At 68.6% G+C, this 13964-nt stretch carries 16 protein-coding genes; 9 read left to right on the plus strand and 7 right to left on the minus strand.

Annotated elements, in window-relative coordinates:
* Positions 1-85 precede the first annotated feature (85 nt).
* Both ACGFY5_RS41225 and ACGFY5_RS41230 read left to right on the plus strand, forming a co-directional pair.
* Positions 86-481, plus strand: coding sequence for a WhiB family transcriptional regulator (locus tag ACGFY5_RS41225; protein WP_392729810.1), 396 nt, complete (start codon positions 86-88; stop codon positions 479-481).
* Complete coding sequence (locus ACGFY5_RS41230; RefSeq protein ID WP_392729812.1) at positions 385-1104, plus strand: alpha/beta family hydrolase; 720 nt, start codon at positions 385-387, stop codon at positions 1102-1104. The genes ACGFY5_RS41225 and ACGFY5_RS41230 overlap by 97 nt, the downstream gene beginning before the upstream one ends.
* 45 nt (positions 1105-1149) lie before the next feature.
* Here ACGFY5_RS41230 and ybaK read toward each other — a convergent pair whose 3' ends face one another.
* Complete coding sequence (gene ybaK / locus ACGFY5_RS41235) at positions 1150-1629, minus strand: Cys-tRNA(Pro) deacylase (RefSeq protein WP_392729815.1); 480 nt, start codon at positions 1627-1629, stop codon at positions 1150-1152.
* 236 nt (positions 1630-1865) lie between these two features.
* Between ybaK and ACGFY5_RS41240 the strand changes: the two genes are divergently transcribed.
* Together ACGFY5_RS41240 and rsrA are read left to right on the plus strand one after the other, a co-directional pair.
* The gene (locus tag ACGFY5_RS41240) at positions 1866-2612 is read left to right on the plus strand and encodes a sigma-70 family RNA polymerase sigma factor (protein WP_392730057.1); all 747 of its coding nucleotides are present in this window, start codon (positions 1866-1868) and stop codon (positions 2610-2612) included.
* Positions 2609-2923, plus strand: a complete 315-nt coding sequence (gene rsrA / locus ACGFY5_RS41245; RefSeq protein WP_392729818.1) for a mycothiol system anti-sigma-R factor — start codon at positions 2609-2611, stop codon at positions 2921-2923. Before ACGFY5_RS41240 ends, rsrA begins: the two co-directional genes overlap by 4 nt.
* 53 nt (positions 2924-2976) lie before the next feature.
* Here the strand turns inward: rsrA and ACGFY5_RS41250 are convergent, their stop codons facing one another.
* The 3 genes from ACGFY5_RS41250 to bioD all read right to left on the minus strand — a co-directional run bounded on the left by ACGFY5_RS41250 (position 2977) and on the right by bioD (position 4500).
* The gene (locus ACGFY5_RS41250) at positions 2977-3084 is read right to left on the minus strand and encodes a 50S ribosomal protein bL37 (RefSeq protein ID WP_392729820.1); all 108 of its coding nucleotides are present in this window, start codon (positions 3082-3084) and stop codon (positions 2977-2979) included.
* Positions 3085-3100: 16 nt separating this feature from the next.
* Positions 3101-3622 carry a GNAT family N-acetyltransferase gene (locus ACGFY5_RS41255; protein ID WP_392729821.1) on the minus strand — a complete coding sequence of 174 codons (522 nt, stop codon included), beginning with the start codon at positions 3620-3622 and terminating at the stop codon, positions 3101-3103.
* 80 nt (positions 3623-3702) lie between these two features.
* Entirely contained in the window at positions 3703-4500 is a 798-nt protein-coding gene (bioD, locus tag ACGFY5_RS41260; protein ID WP_392729824.1) for an ATP-dependent dethiobiotin synthetase BioD, read from the minus strand.
* 156 nt (positions 4501-4656) lie between these two features.
* Here bioD and ACGFY5_RS41265 point away from each other — a divergent pair, with 156 nt between their 5' ends.
* The 3 genes from ACGFY5_RS41265 (at position 4657) to ACGFY5_RS41275 (ending at position 6627) form a co-directional block, all read left to right on the plus strand.
* Positions 4657-5520: a helix-turn-helix domain-containing protein gene (locus tag ACGFY5_RS41265; protein WP_392729826.1), complete on the plus strand. Its 864-nt coding sequence runs from the start codon at positions 4657-4659 to the stop codon at positions 5518-5520.
* Positions 5521-6055: 535 nt separating this feature from the next.
* Positions 6056-6268, plus strand: coding sequence for a DUF397 domain-containing protein (locus ACGFY5_RS41270; protein ID WP_392729829.1), 213 nt, complete (start codon positions 6056-6058; stop codon positions 6266-6268).
* 188 nt (positions 6269-6456) lie between these two features.
* Positions 6457-6627, plus strand: coding sequence for a DUF397 domain-containing protein (locus tag ACGFY5_RS41275; protein ID WP_392730058.1), 171 nt, complete (start codon positions 6457-6459; stop codon positions 6625-6627).
* Positions 6628-6758: 131 nt separating this feature from the next.
* On the opposite strand, the gene ACGFY5_RS41280 is transcribed toward ACGFY5_RS41275, so the two are convergent.
* On the minus strand, positions 6759-7220 hold the full coding sequence (locus ACGFY5_RS41280; protein WP_392729832.1) for a hypothetical protein: 462 nt from the start codon (positions 7218-7220) through the stop codon (positions 6759-6761).
* A 535-nt stretch (positions 7221-7755) separates the two neighbouring features.
* Here ACGFY5_RS41280 and ACGFY5_RS41285 point away from each other — a divergent pair.
* On the plus strand, positions 7756-10161 hold the full coding sequence (locus ACGFY5_RS41285; RefSeq protein ID WP_392729835.1) for a flippase-like domain-containing protein: 2406 nt from the start codon (positions 7756-7758) through the stop codon (positions 10159-10161).
* Between the two features lie 43 nt (positions 10162-10204).
* Here ACGFY5_RS41285 and ACGFY5_RS41290 read toward each other — a convergent pair whose 3' ends face one another.
* Positions 10205-11386 (minus strand): aminotransferase class I/II-fold pyridoxal phosphate-dependent enzyme, encoded by a 1182-nt coding sequence (locus ACGFY5_RS41290; protein ID WP_392729836.1) that lies wholly within the window; start codon positions 11384-11386, stop codon positions 10205-10207.
* A 121-nt stretch (positions 11387-11507) separates the two neighbouring features.
* Here ACGFY5_RS41290 and ACGFY5_RS41295 point away from each other — a divergent pair, with 121 nt between their 5' ends.
* Positions 11508-12983, plus strand: a complete 1476-nt coding sequence (locus ACGFY5_RS41295) for a sensor histidine kinase (protein ID WP_392729838.1) — start codon at positions 11508-11510, stop codon at positions 12981-12983.
* A gap of 209 nt (positions 12984-13192) precedes the next feature.
* Here ACGFY5_RS41295 and ACGFY5_RS41300 read toward each other — a convergent pair whose 3' ends face one another.
* Entirely contained in the window at positions 13193-13441 is a 249-nt protein-coding gene (locus ACGFY5_RS41300; protein ID WP_344654509.1) for a WhiB family transcriptional regulator, read from the minus strand.
* Positions 13442-13964 lie beyond the last annotated feature (523 nt).

The following is a 13964-nucleotide window of genomic DNA, read 5'->3' on the forward strand; positions in this document are numbered from 1 at the left end:
ACCGGCGCTTCCTCCGGGGGTTGCGCGCTTGTCACGGGGACACCGGTACAGGGCACGTACCCCGTGCAGGAAGGAGAGCAGACACGTGACTCGGGCCAGGCTGCCGAGGCCACACGAGGTGCTCGCGGCGAGCCGCGATCCCCGGTTGCTGGCGGCGAGGGCTGCACGCCCCGCCGACCCGACATGGCGCACACGCGGACGCTGCCGCACCGTCGACCCGGAGACGTTCTTCCCACTTCCCACCGAACCGGCGGACCCGGCGCTCAGTTTCTGCCATTCCTGTGATGTGCAGGCGGACTGCCTCGCGGCCGCGCTGAACGCCGGTGACTGCGAAGGTGTCTGGGGCGGTACGACGCCCCGGGAACGGCGCGCCATGCTGGTCGCATGGCGGAATCGCACCGGAGTGGCAGGCGCACCGACATCGTTCACGAACGCACGCGCCCGGGCGGAACGGGCGGACAGCGTTCACCGGGAGAGCTGACGTCAGAGGAGCCCGCCGGGGGGCTCCTCCAGGACGTCCCGACCCGGCGGGGACCGGCTCGACTCCGCGTCGACCCGCCCCTGGGTGAGCCCCGATCGCTTCTCGTGCTCGGTCACGGCGCCGGGGGAAACGTCGATGCTCCGGACCTGGAGGCGGTCACCGCCGCCGTCGTGCCGTTCGGCGTGACGGTGGTGCGGGTGACGCAGCCCTACCGGGTGGCCGGACGTCGGGCGCCGGCACCGGCCAACCACCTCGACGAAGCCTGGGTGGACGCGGTGCGGTTCCTGCTTCCGTCGAGCCTTCCGCTGGTGGTCGGAGGCCGCTCCAGCGGTGCGCGCGTCGCGTGCCGCACCGCGGCGGAGCTCGGCGCGGTAGGGGTGGTCGCGTTGGCGTTCCCCACGCATCCGCCGGGCAAGCCGGAGCGGTCACGGGTCGACGAGTTGCCTCTCGACCTGCCCACGCTGGTGCTCAACGGTGACCGCGACCCGTTCGGCGTCCCGCCGATCGTCGGCCGGATGACGTTGCACGTGCTCGCCGGCGCGGACCACAGCCTCAAAAAGGTGGCGGGAACGGCGGCGGCGCACATGCTGGCGTGGCTACGCGCGAGCAGTTGGGCGCGGTGAAGCGGTCCCATTAGACCGGGCCCCAGCGCGCCCGAACGGGACCGCTCAACCGGCGGCGATCGGGGCCACCGTCGCGGCGGTGAGACGGGTCAGGTCGGCGGGGGAGACCTCCACCTCCAGGCCGCGGCGACCGGCCGAGACGAAGACGGTGTCGAACGAGGCCGCGCTCTCGTCGATCACCGTGGGGAGGCGCTTGCGCTGGCCCAGCGGGCTGATGCCGCCGCGGACGTAGCCGGTGGTCCGCTCGGCGAGCGTCGGATCGGCCATCGTCGCCTTCTTCTTGCCGACGGCCGCGGCCAGCGCCTTCAGGTCCAACTCACCGACGACCGGAACCACTGCGACGTGCAGTGCGCCGTCGATCTGCGCGACGAGCGTCTTGAACACCCGCTCCGGCGCGACGCCGAGTGCCTCCGCGGCTTCCAGGCCGTAGGAGCCGGCGGCGGGGTCGTGCGTGTACTCGTGCACGATGAATTCGGCGCGTGCCTTGCTCAGCGCCTGCGTTGCGGGAGTTCCTCGGCCTGCCATGGCGGGATCGTAGACGGCGGAACATTTCGCGGGACGGCCGTGTTGTGGGACTCGTGTGGGAAGAGCTGAGTAAGCCAGCAGGGCTGGCATCGATGGAGCGCTCGGCGCCGACTTGGGTGCTGGGGGACGTTTCCGACCCGAAGGCGGTGGTATTCGGGTCGCCGAAGCTGGACGGCCTCGTTACCGTCAGCGGTGATGCGGGTTACGGCACGGGGGGCGTGATCGGCCTATCCTCTATGACGAGCCCAGCTTCGGTGCTCCGGTCGGGTTCGGTCCCGACGCCCATCCATCCGGGAGAAGACTTGCCCACAGCCCCCCAGCCTGACGACGCCGCCAGCGTCGACACTCAGCCTGGTACCGACGCTGCCGTCGAGGCTGCGCCGGCTAGGTCCGAAGAGACGGTGGCTGAGCGTAATGCCCGGTTCGAGCGGGATGCCCTGCCGTTCCTCGACCAGTTGTACGCGGCCGCTCTGCGCATGACGCGGAACCCGGCCGACGCCGAGGACCTCGTCCAAGAGGCGTTCGTCAAGGCGTATGCGGCGTTCCACCAGTTCCAAGAGGGCACGAACCTCAAGGCGTGGCTCTACCGCATCCTCACGAACACCTTCATCAACAACTACCGCAAGCGTCAGCGGCAGCCGCAGCAGAGCCCGACCGAGCAGATCGAGGACTGGCAGTTGGCGGCCGCGGAGTCGCACTCCTCGTCCGGCCTGCGTTCGGCCGAGGTGGAGGCGCTCGACCGGCTTCCCGACTCCGACGTGAAGGACGCGCTGCAGGCGCTGCCGGAGGAGTTCCGTCTCGCGGTTTATCTCGCGGACGTCGAGGGTTTCTCTTACAAGGAAATCGCCGACATCATGGGGACGCCGATCGGCACCGTGATGTCGCGGCTGCACCGCGGGCGTCGTAACCTGCGTCGGCAGCTGGAGCAGTACGCGCTGGACCGGGGAATCGTCCGCGCCGCGCCCGAGGGGGTGTCGTCGTGAGCTGTGGTGGACCGCACGAGGTCGACTGCTCCGAGGTGCTGGCCGAGGTCTGGCTGTACCTGGACGCCGAGGACGGCTCGCAGAGCCGCGAGAAGATCGCCGAGCACCTCGACGAGTGCGGGCCGTGCCTGCGCGAGTACGGCATCGAGCAGGAGGTCAAGGCGCTGGTGGCGCGCTGCTGCGGCGGCGAGGTCGCGCCTGACGGTCTGCGCAAGCGGCTGATCACGACGATTCGCGAGGCGGTCGTCACCGAGGACGGCACGCGGACCGTCTACGAGGAGACGACGATCGAGGTTCGGCGCGAAGCCTGAGCTCTGCATGACAACGCCCCCGCCAGTTCAACTGGCGGGGGCGTTCATTTTGTCTAGCTGTTCGGACGGCGACCGTGGTTCGCCTTCTTGTTCTTGCGGGCCTTCTTCTTGCGAGCGCGCCGAGCCATGTCGGCCTCCTTCCGTAGTCGAACCCCCAGCATTTCACGGGGGCCGCGACTACAACGACTTGCGGTAGGCAAGCAGCTGCATGCCGGGCATCGGCGCCCAGTCGAGCTGCGGCACCCGGACGAATCCGAACCGGTCGTAGAGTCGCTGTGCGCTTCGCATCTGCGGCTTGGTGGACAGGACGACGCTCCGGGCTTTGTGCCGCACGGCGAGTTCCAGGCACTCCCGGACGAGGCGGGCGGCAACTCCGCGGCCTCGGGCCTCGGGGGCCACCGCCAGCATGCGGAACTCCGCCTGGCCCTCGCGGGATAGCTCGGCGAACGGTGAGCCGGGAAGACAGAACGTCACCGTGCCGAGCAATCGGCCCTGTTCGTCGACCGCGACGAGGAGGTCGCAGTGGGTCGCCCGGTGCTCGGCGTCGCGGAGCTCCTCGGCGTAACCGGAATCGTTGGCCAGCAGGCCGTCAGCCGCGTAGGCGTCGTACGTGAGCTCACCGATCGCCGCGTACTCGGCCGGCAGGGCCGTACGGATGGTGATCACGCCGACGGGCGGCGGGTGGGACGACGTTGTCACAACGCTTGTGTACCAGAGCGGCGCCGCCTGTTGACTGGCTCAGTGCAGTACTGACCGTCACAAAGTTGGGAGAACTCCCCTCAACCGGTGATTGATGTCCCAGCGGGGGTGGGGTCGGCGCTGTCGCGAAACGCGGCGGCGTCGAAGTGGCCGCCCCAGGCGACGTCGAGCGACTCGCGCGCGATCGCGAGGAACTCACCGTGCTGCGGCCGACTCGTGTCGCGCCAGGTGCGCTTCCGGGCGCCATAGGCGCCGGTAGCGTCGGCGGGGAGGACGTCGGCGGCGTCGGCGGGTAGGACGCCGGCGAGCGGCCGGCCGGTGACGGCTTCGAGGTCGGCGACGTTGCAGCGGGCGACGAGGTCGGGATCCTTCGGCCAGGAACCGATCACGACGCCGGCGAGTTGGACACCGCGCATCCTGAGCGACTCCGCGACGAGCGCGGTGTGACCGGGTGCGTCGCGGTCGGTGCCGGTGACGACGAGCGCTGGGGCCTGAAGGGCCCAGGCGAGCTCGGCCAGCGTCCAGCCGTCCGTGCCGAACCGCTCCAGCAGACTTCCGGTTCCCTCGACGAGCACTAGGTCGAATTCGGCGTCCAGCGCGGCGACGCTCTTCGCGACCGCGGGGAGGTGCAGCGAACGATCCCCGGCGTAGCGGGCCGCGGCCGCGGGGGAGAGCACGTCGGCGTACCGGGCGTACTCGTAGGTGGCTGTACCGGGCGCGAGCCGCTCGATCTCCTCCAGGTCGCGAGGCAGACCGATCTGCGCGAGCTTCACGACGGCGACACTGAGCCCACGTGCCAACCCGAGCGCAGCGATCGCCGCGGCAGTAACAGTCTTTCCCGCTCCAGAAGCGGTCCCACTAACGGCAACAATGCCCACGATTCGCCACCCTACGACGGCAAAGTTCTTCCGACCGCCCTCTAGTCACGTGAGCTCGATAACGAGACGGCTGCGACTGGTCGACTTTGGTTGGTACAAAAAACGGCAAAGGCGATACGATCTAGTAGTTCGACTCGAACAAGCAGGAGTGCAGCCATGCCTCGGACCAGCCCAACCGTGCGTCGTCGCCGCCTCGGTCAGGAGCTGCGAGCTCTCCGGGACAGCAAGGGCATGACCGTCGAGCAAGTAGCCAAGGAACTCGACTGGTCTCCATCCAAAGTGAGTCGTATTGAGACCACCACGATCAAAGTGGGCTTGGTCGACCTCCGTGCACTACTGGACGTCTATGAGATCACGGACGCCGGTCGCCGCAGTGGCCTCCTCGAATTGGGGAAGGAGTCCCGCGAGCGCGCGTGGTGGATGGACTTCAATGACCGAACCCCGGTCGACAGCTTCAAGGCCTTCGTCGGATTCGAGGCCGAAGCTGAACAGATCCTCACCTACGAGCCCTCGATCGTCCCCGGCTTGCTGCAGACAGAGGAGTACACCCGTGCGCTCATGCGCGCGATCCTTACCAAGGATGCGGATATCGACGAGGTCGTGAAGTTGCGGCTCGCTCGGCAGGAGCTTCTAACCCGCGGGGACGATCCAGTGAAATTCACGGCGGTCATCGACGAAGCGGCGTTGCGTCGGCCGGCGGGAGGCACGAAACGGAAGCAGGTGATGCGGGAACAGATCGAGAAGCTTCTGGTTCTCTCTCAGAGGTCCAACGTCACGATCCGCATCTTGCCGTTCGCCAGTGGCCTGCACCCAGGTATGAATGGTGCTTTTACGGTCCTCGAACTCCCGCATCCGGATGATTCGGATGTCGTTTGGGTGGAGACGTTCACTGTCGGCGCCTTGCTCAGTGATGAGGACAATATCCGGTATTTCAACCGGGTGTTCGACGGAGTTCAGCAAGAGGCTCTGGGGCGGGACGCCACCGAGCACTTCCTTGAGGAGATTCGCGCCGGGTACTGAGGCCCACCGCGCAGGCCGTCACGCTTGAGCACGTCGCGTGACGAAAACTTCCACACCAGGCCCGGGGTGTCACCTCAAGTAGGCATGCTCTACCCTTCCTCCGTACAACGTGTGCAATATGCTCGGTGCAAGGAGCAGTATGCAGTAGCATGCGGGCGTCTACGTGCCTGTGGGCGAGGAGGGTAAGTCATTGTGGCCGCCTGTCGGCCGGTGATTCCCCCACGAGGGGTCTCCGGCTCGACTCGTTGTTCACGCGGACGATCTCCGCTTGCTGAAGCTCATCCTCAAGTACGAGTTCGGGTAGCCGTCGAACCAGTACGCGCTGCCCGACGTAGTTCTTGGGTAAGACCTTACCGGAGTCTCCATCTTGTTCCAGTACGACTCGTCGCGCGGAAACAGATAAGGACCCCCGTCGGTTTCCGCTCGGCGGCAATGCGCGTTGGTCGGACCGGTGCTGTCGAGCAGGCACGAGTTCTGCGTCGTTGTTTCGCGTTGTCAACTTCCGGAATTTAGCGAGCGAATAGGTTCGGTCGACATGGAGACTGTGGTGGGGTTCGAGAACGTGGCGTGGCGAAAGAGCAGCGCCAGCAACCTCGGAAACTGCGTAGAGGTAACCACTGCGCCCGTGAACGGTGTGATTGGTGTGCGTGACACCAAGGACCGTGACGGGGTCATTTTGGCATTTTCAGTTCCTGTCTGGGGCGATTTCTTGGCTGATGCCAAGATGGGCGCCTGGGCTAAAAGGTGAAGTTGTGAAGGTTGGTAGTTAGGGAAGTACTACCTGATACCTCTCCCACTTTGTCTCCCGTCTCTGCATACTGGTGGAGCCGGGGAGATCTCGGCGTGCGGTGCCGGCCATAAAGCGCGAGCCGCACGTCCGAGCCGGGCTGAAGGGAGCCGGGCGTGGCGAAGAGGGATGGCGTATTCCGGAAGTCGGTGAGAAGTGCGATCGGTAACTGCGTCGAGGTTGCATTTACCGAGGGCGACGTTCGGATGCGTGACTCCAAACAGGTTCCGGGTGGGGTGGTCTTAGCCTTTCCCACGTCGGTGTGGCTCGACTTCGCTCATGGAGCGAAGGAGGGGCGCTTCGACCCACCGAGCCGCTGAGCACCTGAGCGGCTCACTGCACCACACACGACTGTTCCCTCTGCGCAGTACGAGGTTGCGCAGAGGGAACAGCCTTTTCTCGGCCCGGCCCCGTGGGCCGAGAGAGCTGACCGGGGCGGCGACTGCCCCGGTCAGCCGATCGGGATTTGTTGCACCTCCGGGCCCGGCAACCGGGCGAGTAGATAGGACGTCGCGGTCACCTGGTGGAGCGTCAGGCCGTCGAACTCGCTGTTCAGCACGACCACCGGCCAGGTGTCGGGATCGTCGGACGTCACTGCCCAGCCGACGATGTGCCGGCCGTGGAGCAAGCCCCAGGGAAGGATTCCGCCGACTTCGGGATAGAAGGGCGGAGGGAAGTGGTCGCAGGTGATGGTGCGCAGGGACGCGACCAGGCGTTGGATGCCGTCGAGCCATCCGATGAGGTCCAGCGTGCCCCCCGCATCGCCGGGACCGTAGATGACGACGTCGGCCACGACTCCTGGACCGCGGTCGTCGATCAACCCGCGGTAGTCGGCGGGAAGCCGGGTGCCGAGTGACTCCTCCAGCGCCGACCAGGAGATCTCGGTGCGGCGCGGGATCCGCGGGGGGTCCACTCGGCGGAGTAAGGCGACGGTGTCCAGTGGTGTCGGCTCCGCGGTCTTGCCTGCCAGATCGCCCCACCCTGCGGAAAGCGTGGCGAGCCCGGCGGGCCTGCGGTGCGCTCGTGCGGCGGAACAGGACGGGAACTCACTGACGACCCAGACGGTTTCGCGTCGGAAGCGAAGTGTCGGGTGGAGATCGGTCCGCGCCTGAAAGGCTCGTCTAGCCCGGTGAAGCCTTCGTCGTACCCAGAGAGTGTTCATGGCACTCAACCCCTCCAACGGGCTGCCCATCACCCGTTCTACCAAATTATGGGCGAGGGACCGTCGGCGTGCAAGATGCATGGCGACACTCGCAGGAAGCAATTCAGCGCGGGGCAAATGGCGGTCAGCAAGCCAGAGTTAGCAAATCTATTGTCGCAAACGGCTTTTACCGTGGATTCGAAGTCACCTGTGGGGCTATTCGGGCAGACGTGATTTGCGGTGTTCAAAGTGGTGACGGACGAGGGCCCGAACCACAGCCTCGACGGCGGATGACACCATCCTTGCCATGACGACGTCGGGGAGGTCAGAGGCTGAGGTGGCCACACCTCCCACTCCGGTCATCGAGGCCCCGGAGCCCCCACGCCGCGTCCACCGCCCCTTGGACCTCGTCCGCCTCCTCGTCTCCGTGGTGGGCCTCGCGGTCGCCATGCTCATCGGCGCGTTCACCACGAACACCGTCGCCGGCATCGACAAGGACATCACGGGCGCCACGGCGCCGCTGCCGACGGCGCTCGGCCTGCTGATCACGACCGGCTCGGGCCTGCTCATGCTCGCCCTGCCCGCGGTGATCGTCGTCGACCTGCTGGTCCGGCGCCGGTTCCGGATCCTCGCCGACGGAACGCTGGCGTTCCTCGCCTGCCTGGCCTGGGTCGCCGCGCTCCAGTCGGTGCTCCGCCAGCTCGCCAACGCCGACGCGCTCGCCGCCTCGCTCACCGCGGCCCAGGCGGCTGACCCGGGCATCACCGGCTTCAGCGCCGGGGTGGCGGCGATCGCCACGGTGGCCCAGATCGGGCGGCAGCCGCGGCTGCGCGTCCTCGGTGGCGTTGTTTTCAGTCTTTTCGCACTTGCGCAGGTCACGCTCGGCGCCACTGCGGTCGCGGTGGCGATCTCGCTGCTGATCGGCCGCGTCGTCGGCATGTTCGTGCGGTGGGCGGCCGGTACCAACCCGTCGCGCCCGAGCCCGCGTGCCGTGGTGGCGGAGCTGCGCCGGGCCGGTGTGGAGTTGGTTTCGCTGCGACCCCGGCACCTCGACACCGAGGATCCGGTGTACTTCGACGCGGTCGACACCGGCGGCCGGGCTCTCGTCGTCCACGTTCTCGACCGCGACCACGAGGGTGCGGGTGTTCTGCAGGCGGTCTGGCGAACGGTCCGCTTCCGGGAGCCGGCCGCGCGCAAGGCGCTGGTCTCGCTGCGCCGCGCGGTCGAGCACGAGGCGTTGATCAGCGCCGCCATGGCGGCGGCCGGCGCCCGCACCCAGGCGATGGTGGCCGCGGTGCCCGTCGAACCCGATGCTGTCGTCCTCGCCTACGAGGACGTCCCCGGTCCGACGCTCGACGAGATCCCGCTCGACGATCTGGACGACGGACGGCTGGACGCCGTCTGGGAGCAGGTACTGCTGCTGCACCGGCGGGCGATCGCGCATCGCGGGCTGGCAGGACAGAGCATCGTGTTCCCACCGGACGGCGGCGCCGGGCTCCGGTTCTCGAGCGGCGCGGGCCTGATCGCCGCGCCCGTGGCCGCGCTCCGGATCGACCTGGCGCAGTTGCTGGTGACGCTCGCGCTGAAGGTCGGCGTGGACCGTGCCGTCGACAGCGCGTTGCGCGCTCTGGGCACCGGTCGCCTGGCCGAGGCCGTGTCGGCGCTGCAGCCGGTCGCGCTCGGCCGCACCAGCCGTCAGGCGCTCCGCCGGGACAAGAAGCTGCTCGACACCCTGCGCGACCGGGTGCTCGACGTCATCGGCACGGTGCCGCCGGAGCCCGTCCGGCTGGAGCGACTGCGCCCGCGCACGATCATCTCGGTCGTCGCGCTGACCGCGGCGGCCTACGTCCTGCTGGACCAAATCGCGGGCCTGGATCTGGTCGCGGTCATCACCGACGCGGACTGGCGTTGGCTGGCGGTCGCGATCCTGCTCGGCGCGGTCCGGTTCGTCGGGGCGGCGGTCGCGCTCACCGGATTCGTCGCGGAAAAGCTCAAGTTCGCGCGGACGTTCCTCGTCCAGATCGCGTCGTCGTTCCTGGGGCTCGTGGCTCCGGCCGGTGTGGGCGGCGCTGCGCTCAACGTCCGCTACCTGCAGCAGGCGGGCGTGCCGGCGGCCGCCGCAGTGGCTGCGGTGGCGATCTGGCAGATCGGCACCGTCGCGGCCACGGTCCTGCTGCTGATCGTCGTCGGTTTGATCGCCGGGAACGACCAGGCGCGCTCGCTCGAGGTGCCCGACAGCGCATTGATCACGCTCGGCGTCATCATGGCGCTGGTCGCTGCGGTGTTCATGGTGCCGTTCGGTCGGCGTTTCCTGCTGGCGCGGCTACGGCCATACCTCGCGCAGATCACGCCTCGGCTGGCGAGCGTGTTCACCCGCCCGGCGCGGCTCGGCGCGGGCATCTTCGGAACGATCCTGCAGTCGGTGGCCACCGTGCTCGTGATGAGCGCGTGCATCGAGGGTTTCGGTGGATCGCTGTCGTGGTCGGTCGTCGCGGTGGTCGTGCTCGCCGGCACGGCGCTCGGCTCGGCCGCCCCCACGCCCGGTGGTCTCGGCGCCGTCGAAGCCGTCCTGTCGGCCGGCCTGACCGCCGGCGGCCTCGACGGCGCGACCGCCATCTCCGCCGTCCTTCTCTTCCGCCTGCTCACCTTCTGGCTTCCCGTGCTCCCCGGCTGGCTCGCCTTCAGCTTCCTCTCCCGCAAACAACTCGTTTAGGGGGCGGGCCGCCCTGGCCGGGCTCCTGGTTCAGACATTTACGCTAGTGGCGCGGTGCGGCGCGTAGCGATCGGGCTACGGCGGTGAAGGCTCGGGCGGCCTGGGCCACGTCGGCGTCGGAGAGAGTGGCTTTGGCGGTGAGGCGCAGACAGGCGCGGCCTTCGGGAACAGTGGGCGGCCGGAGGCAGGCCACGTCGAGCCCGAAGTCGGCGAACACCGTCCGGGCGCGCAGCGCCGACTGCGCGGCGCCGACCCGCACGGTCAGCACCGCCCCGTCGGGGCGGGTCACCGACAGGCCTGCCGACCGCGCCGCCCACGCGAGCTCGCTCGCCCGCGCCCGCACGGCCGCGACCAGCTCCGGAGTGGACGACAGGATCCGCAGCGCGGTGAGCGCCGCGGCCGTCGACGCCGGGGCCAGGCCGCTGTCGAACGCGAACGGTCCGCCGCGGTCGATCAGCTCCTGGATCACCTCCGGCTCCCCGAGCACCGCACCACCCTGCGACCCGAGCGAGTTCGCCAGCGTCAGCGTGCGGACGACGTCCGGCTCGCCGGCCAGCCCGGCCGCGTACCCGGCGCCCCGCCCCCGATCGCCGATGACGCCCAGCGCGTGGGCCTCGTTCACGACGAGCAGCGCGCCGTAGCGCCGACACACGGCGTGCAGCTCCGACAGGGGGGCCAGGTCACCGTCGACACCGAACAGTGCGTCGGTGACGGCGACCGCGTGCTCCTCGGGACGCTCGGCCAGTGCCCGTTCCACTGCGGAGACGTCGCGGTGCGGCGTGACGGTCACCCGTGAGCGGGCCAGGCGGCAGGCGTCCACCAGCGACGAGTGGTTGACCGCATCGGACACCAGCAGCACGTCCGGGCCGCCGAGCGCGGCCACCGTGCCGAGGTTGGCCAGGTAACCCGAGGAGAAGACCAGGGCGTCGGCCGCACCGCAGAAGCGGGCGAGCGCGGTCTCCAGGTCCGCGTGCAGCACCGTGGTGCCGGTGACCAGGCGCGACCCGGTCGAGCCCGCACCCCAGGTGAGCGCGGACGCGGCCGCCGCGGACACCACCCGCTCGTCGACGGACAGCCCGAGGTAGTCGCTGCCGGCGAGGTCGACCAGACCGTCGCCGTTCGCGGACCGGGGCTGCAGCCGCCGCGTGTGACCCGAGACGGTCCGCACCGAATAAGCGTCACGCAGACGCTGCAAGGGATCCATCACGGTGCTCCGGACATGCACCGCACCCTCCTTCGATCGAAAACTTGGCACAAACGTACGGGCGGCGGCACGGAGCGTGAGGGTGTAAGTACTCGGAATCACCCGTTCGAAGGATGAGAACTCGGACGTGCAGAATCGGGGGGTGTCAACACTTCGGGATCTCGTCGAGGAACACACGTCGCTTTCCGGCGAAGACCTCGAGCACCTCCACCGCCTGGCCGGTGACTGGCAACTGCTGGCCGACCTGAGCTTCGCCGACCTGCTGCTGTGGCTACCGGTCGCGGAGAGCGGCTTCCTCTGCGCTGCGCAGGTGCGTCCGACGACCGCACCGACCGCCTACCACGACGACATGGTGGGCAAGATGGCCACCGGCTCGGTCGTGGACCAGCTGACCACCGCGATGATCGAGCGCCGGATCTGGCGCGAGGGCGACCCGGTGTGGCACGACGGTGTCCCGGCCCGCCAGGAGGCGATCCCGGTCCGCCGCGGCGATCGGGTGATCGCTGTCGTCGGCCGCGTCACGAACCTGGCTGCCACCCGGGTGCCGAGCCAGCTGGAGCTCAGCTACCTGCAGGCTGCCGACGACCTCTGCCTGATGGTGGCCGGGGGGACGTTCCCGCCTCCGCCGGTGGAGGAGAAGACCGCGTCGGCACCCCGGGTCGGCGACGGGCTGGTGCGGCTGAACTCGCTGGGCGTGGTGACGTACGCGAGCCCGAACGCCCAGTCGGCGTACCGGCGGCTCGGTCTGGCGGGGGATCTCGTGGGCGAGGACCTCGCGACGCTCACGCGGGGGCTGGCCACCGATCCGTTGGACGGGGGAGAGGTCTGCTCCCGGATCCAGTCGGCAGTGCGCGGCGAGGTGAAGGGCCGCACCGACGTGGAGGCCCGGGGCGCGACCGCGCTCATCCGTGCGCTCCCACTGCTGCCGGACGGGGTCCCGATCGGTGCGCTGGTGCTCGTCCGGGACGTCACCGACGTTCGGCGTCGCGACAAAGCGCTGGTCACGAAGGACGCGACGATCCGGGAGATCCACCACCGGGTCAAGAACAACCTGCAGACGGTGGCGGCGCTGCTGCGTCTGCAGGCGCGGCGGGTCGCGACGTCGGACGCGAAGGCGGCGCTGGAGGAGTCGGTGCGGCGGGTCGCGTCGATCGCGATGGTGCACGAGACGCTCGCGTCGTCGCTGGACGAGACAGTGGACTTCGACTCGATCGTCGACCGGGTGATCTCGATGGTGGCCGACGTGGCCGCGCCCGAGTCCCAGGTGACCGTGCGTCGGGTGGGCTCGTTCGGCGTGTTGTCGGCGCAGATCGCCACACCGTTGGTAACCGTGGCGACCGAGCTCGTGCAGAACGCGGTGGAACACGCGTACGGGCCGGGGGAGGCCGGCGAGGTCATCGTGGCCGCCCATCGCTGGCGGGGGCGGCTGCACGTGCGGATCACCGACGACGGCCGGGGCCTGCCGACGAACTTCCGCCTCGACGGTTCGGAGCGGCTCGGCCTGCAGATCGTCCGCACGCTCGCCACCGGCGAGTTGAACGGGACGCTGGAGCTACGCCCCCGCTCCGAGGGCGGCACCGAAGCCGTGCTGGTCGTGCCGCTCATCCCTTCTCGGTGAGTGGCCCGCCCAGAACGACACTGACAGGCGAGCGCGAGCCCTTGAGTATCAGTTATATGAGGCGGTCTCGCGCTCGACTGTCAGTGCCGCCCTGGACGGGCTCCAGGTTCAAGCGCTCGCGCCTGGCGGCGCTCGACAAGCGACTGCCTCAACGTGAACGGCCCCGGATCCGCGTGGGATCCGGGGCCGGTCAGGCTCGTGCGAAGGTTTCAGGCGGTGCGGGCGCGCTGCCGGTTGCGGCGCTTGAGCGCCCGGCGTTCGTCCTCGCTCATTCCGCCCCACACGCCGGCGTCCTGACCCGACTCGATCGCCCACTCGAGACAAGACTCCGTGACCGAACAGCGGCGGCAGACAGCCTTCGCTTCTTCCACCTGCAGCAGCGCCGGCCCGGTCGTCCCAATCGGGAAGAACAGCTCGGGGTCCTCGTCGCGGCAGAGGGCGCGGTGGCGCCAGTCCATGCCAACTCTCCTTGTATTGATCTGGGTCGCCGTCCCTGCCCACACCGAGCCGGACGGCGGACTCAAAAGCTCATGTGTGGTGTTGCTTGTGAATGCTTTCACGAACTACGGCCATGTCAAGGGGTTGTGAACCTTATTTAAACCGTGCGTGAGCCGACTCACCTGCGGTTAGATCGGACAATACGCTAGTAACGGTGTACTTCACCCTCATATGAGGCTCAAGCTACTGACAGAGTTACGCTCCGCAGCCACCGCCCGCTCCCGCGCCGCTTGGCACCGACACGAGGCGTGTGCGGAACCGAGTGTCGCGGACGCCGGTCGTCGACCTTGATCCGCAGGAGAGTTGCCGACTCAACCTGCTTGTCGGTAACGCCCCTCACTGACATGAACGCTCATGAGGCGGGGGATTCCGCGCTTCTTAACGCCTAAAACGTTCGCGCACGAGGAAGTTTTAAGGTCCGGGGTTCAGTGTGCTTGCACAACACGGTCCGGTCATCCGAATAAGCGCACAGTGGTCATCCGT

The organism is Cryptosporangium sp. NPDC048952 (assembly GCF_043197895.1).
Lineage (GTDB): Bacteria > Actinomycetota > Actinomycetes > Mycobacteriales > Cryptosporangiaceae > Cryptosporangium.

What these genes read in the sequence shown, in the direction of transcription:
- ACGFY5_RS41230 (WP_392729812.1), top strand. Translation starts at nt 385, where the DNA reads ATGGCGGAATCGCACCGGAGTGGCAGGCGCACCGACATCGTTCACGAA.
- ybaK (WP_392729815.1), bottom strand. Translation starts at nt 1,629, where the DNA reads ATGGCAGGCCGAGGAACTCCCGCAACGCAGGCGCTGAGCAAGGCACGC.
- ACGFY5_RS41240 (WP_392730057.1), top strand. Translation starts at nt 1,866, where the DNA reads ATGACGAGCCCAGCTTCGGTGCTCCGGTCGGGTTCGGTCCCGACGCCC.
- ACGFY5_RS41250 (WP_392729820.1), bottom strand. Translation starts at nt 3,084, where the DNA reads ATGCTGGGGGTTCGACTACGGAAGGAGGCCGACATGGCTCGGCGCGCT.
- ACGFY5_RS41265 (WP_392729826.1), top strand. Translation starts at nt 4,657, where the DNA reads ATGCCTCGGACCAGCCCAACCGTGCGTCGTCGCCGCCTCGGTCAGGAG.
- ACGFY5_RS41270 (WP_392729829.1), top strand. Translation starts at nt 6,056, where the DNA reads ATGGAGACTGTGGTGGGGTTCGAGAACGTGGCGTGGCGAAAGAGCAGC.
- ACGFY5_RS41285 (WP_392729835.1), top strand. Translation starts at nt 7,756, where the DNA reads ATGACGACGTCGGGGAGGTCAGAGGCTGAGGTGGCCACACCTCCCACT.
- ACGFY5_RS41300 (WP_344654509.1), bottom strand. Translation starts at nt 13,441, where the DNA reads ATGGACTGGCGCCACCGCGCCCTCTGCCGCGACGAGGACCCCGAGCTG.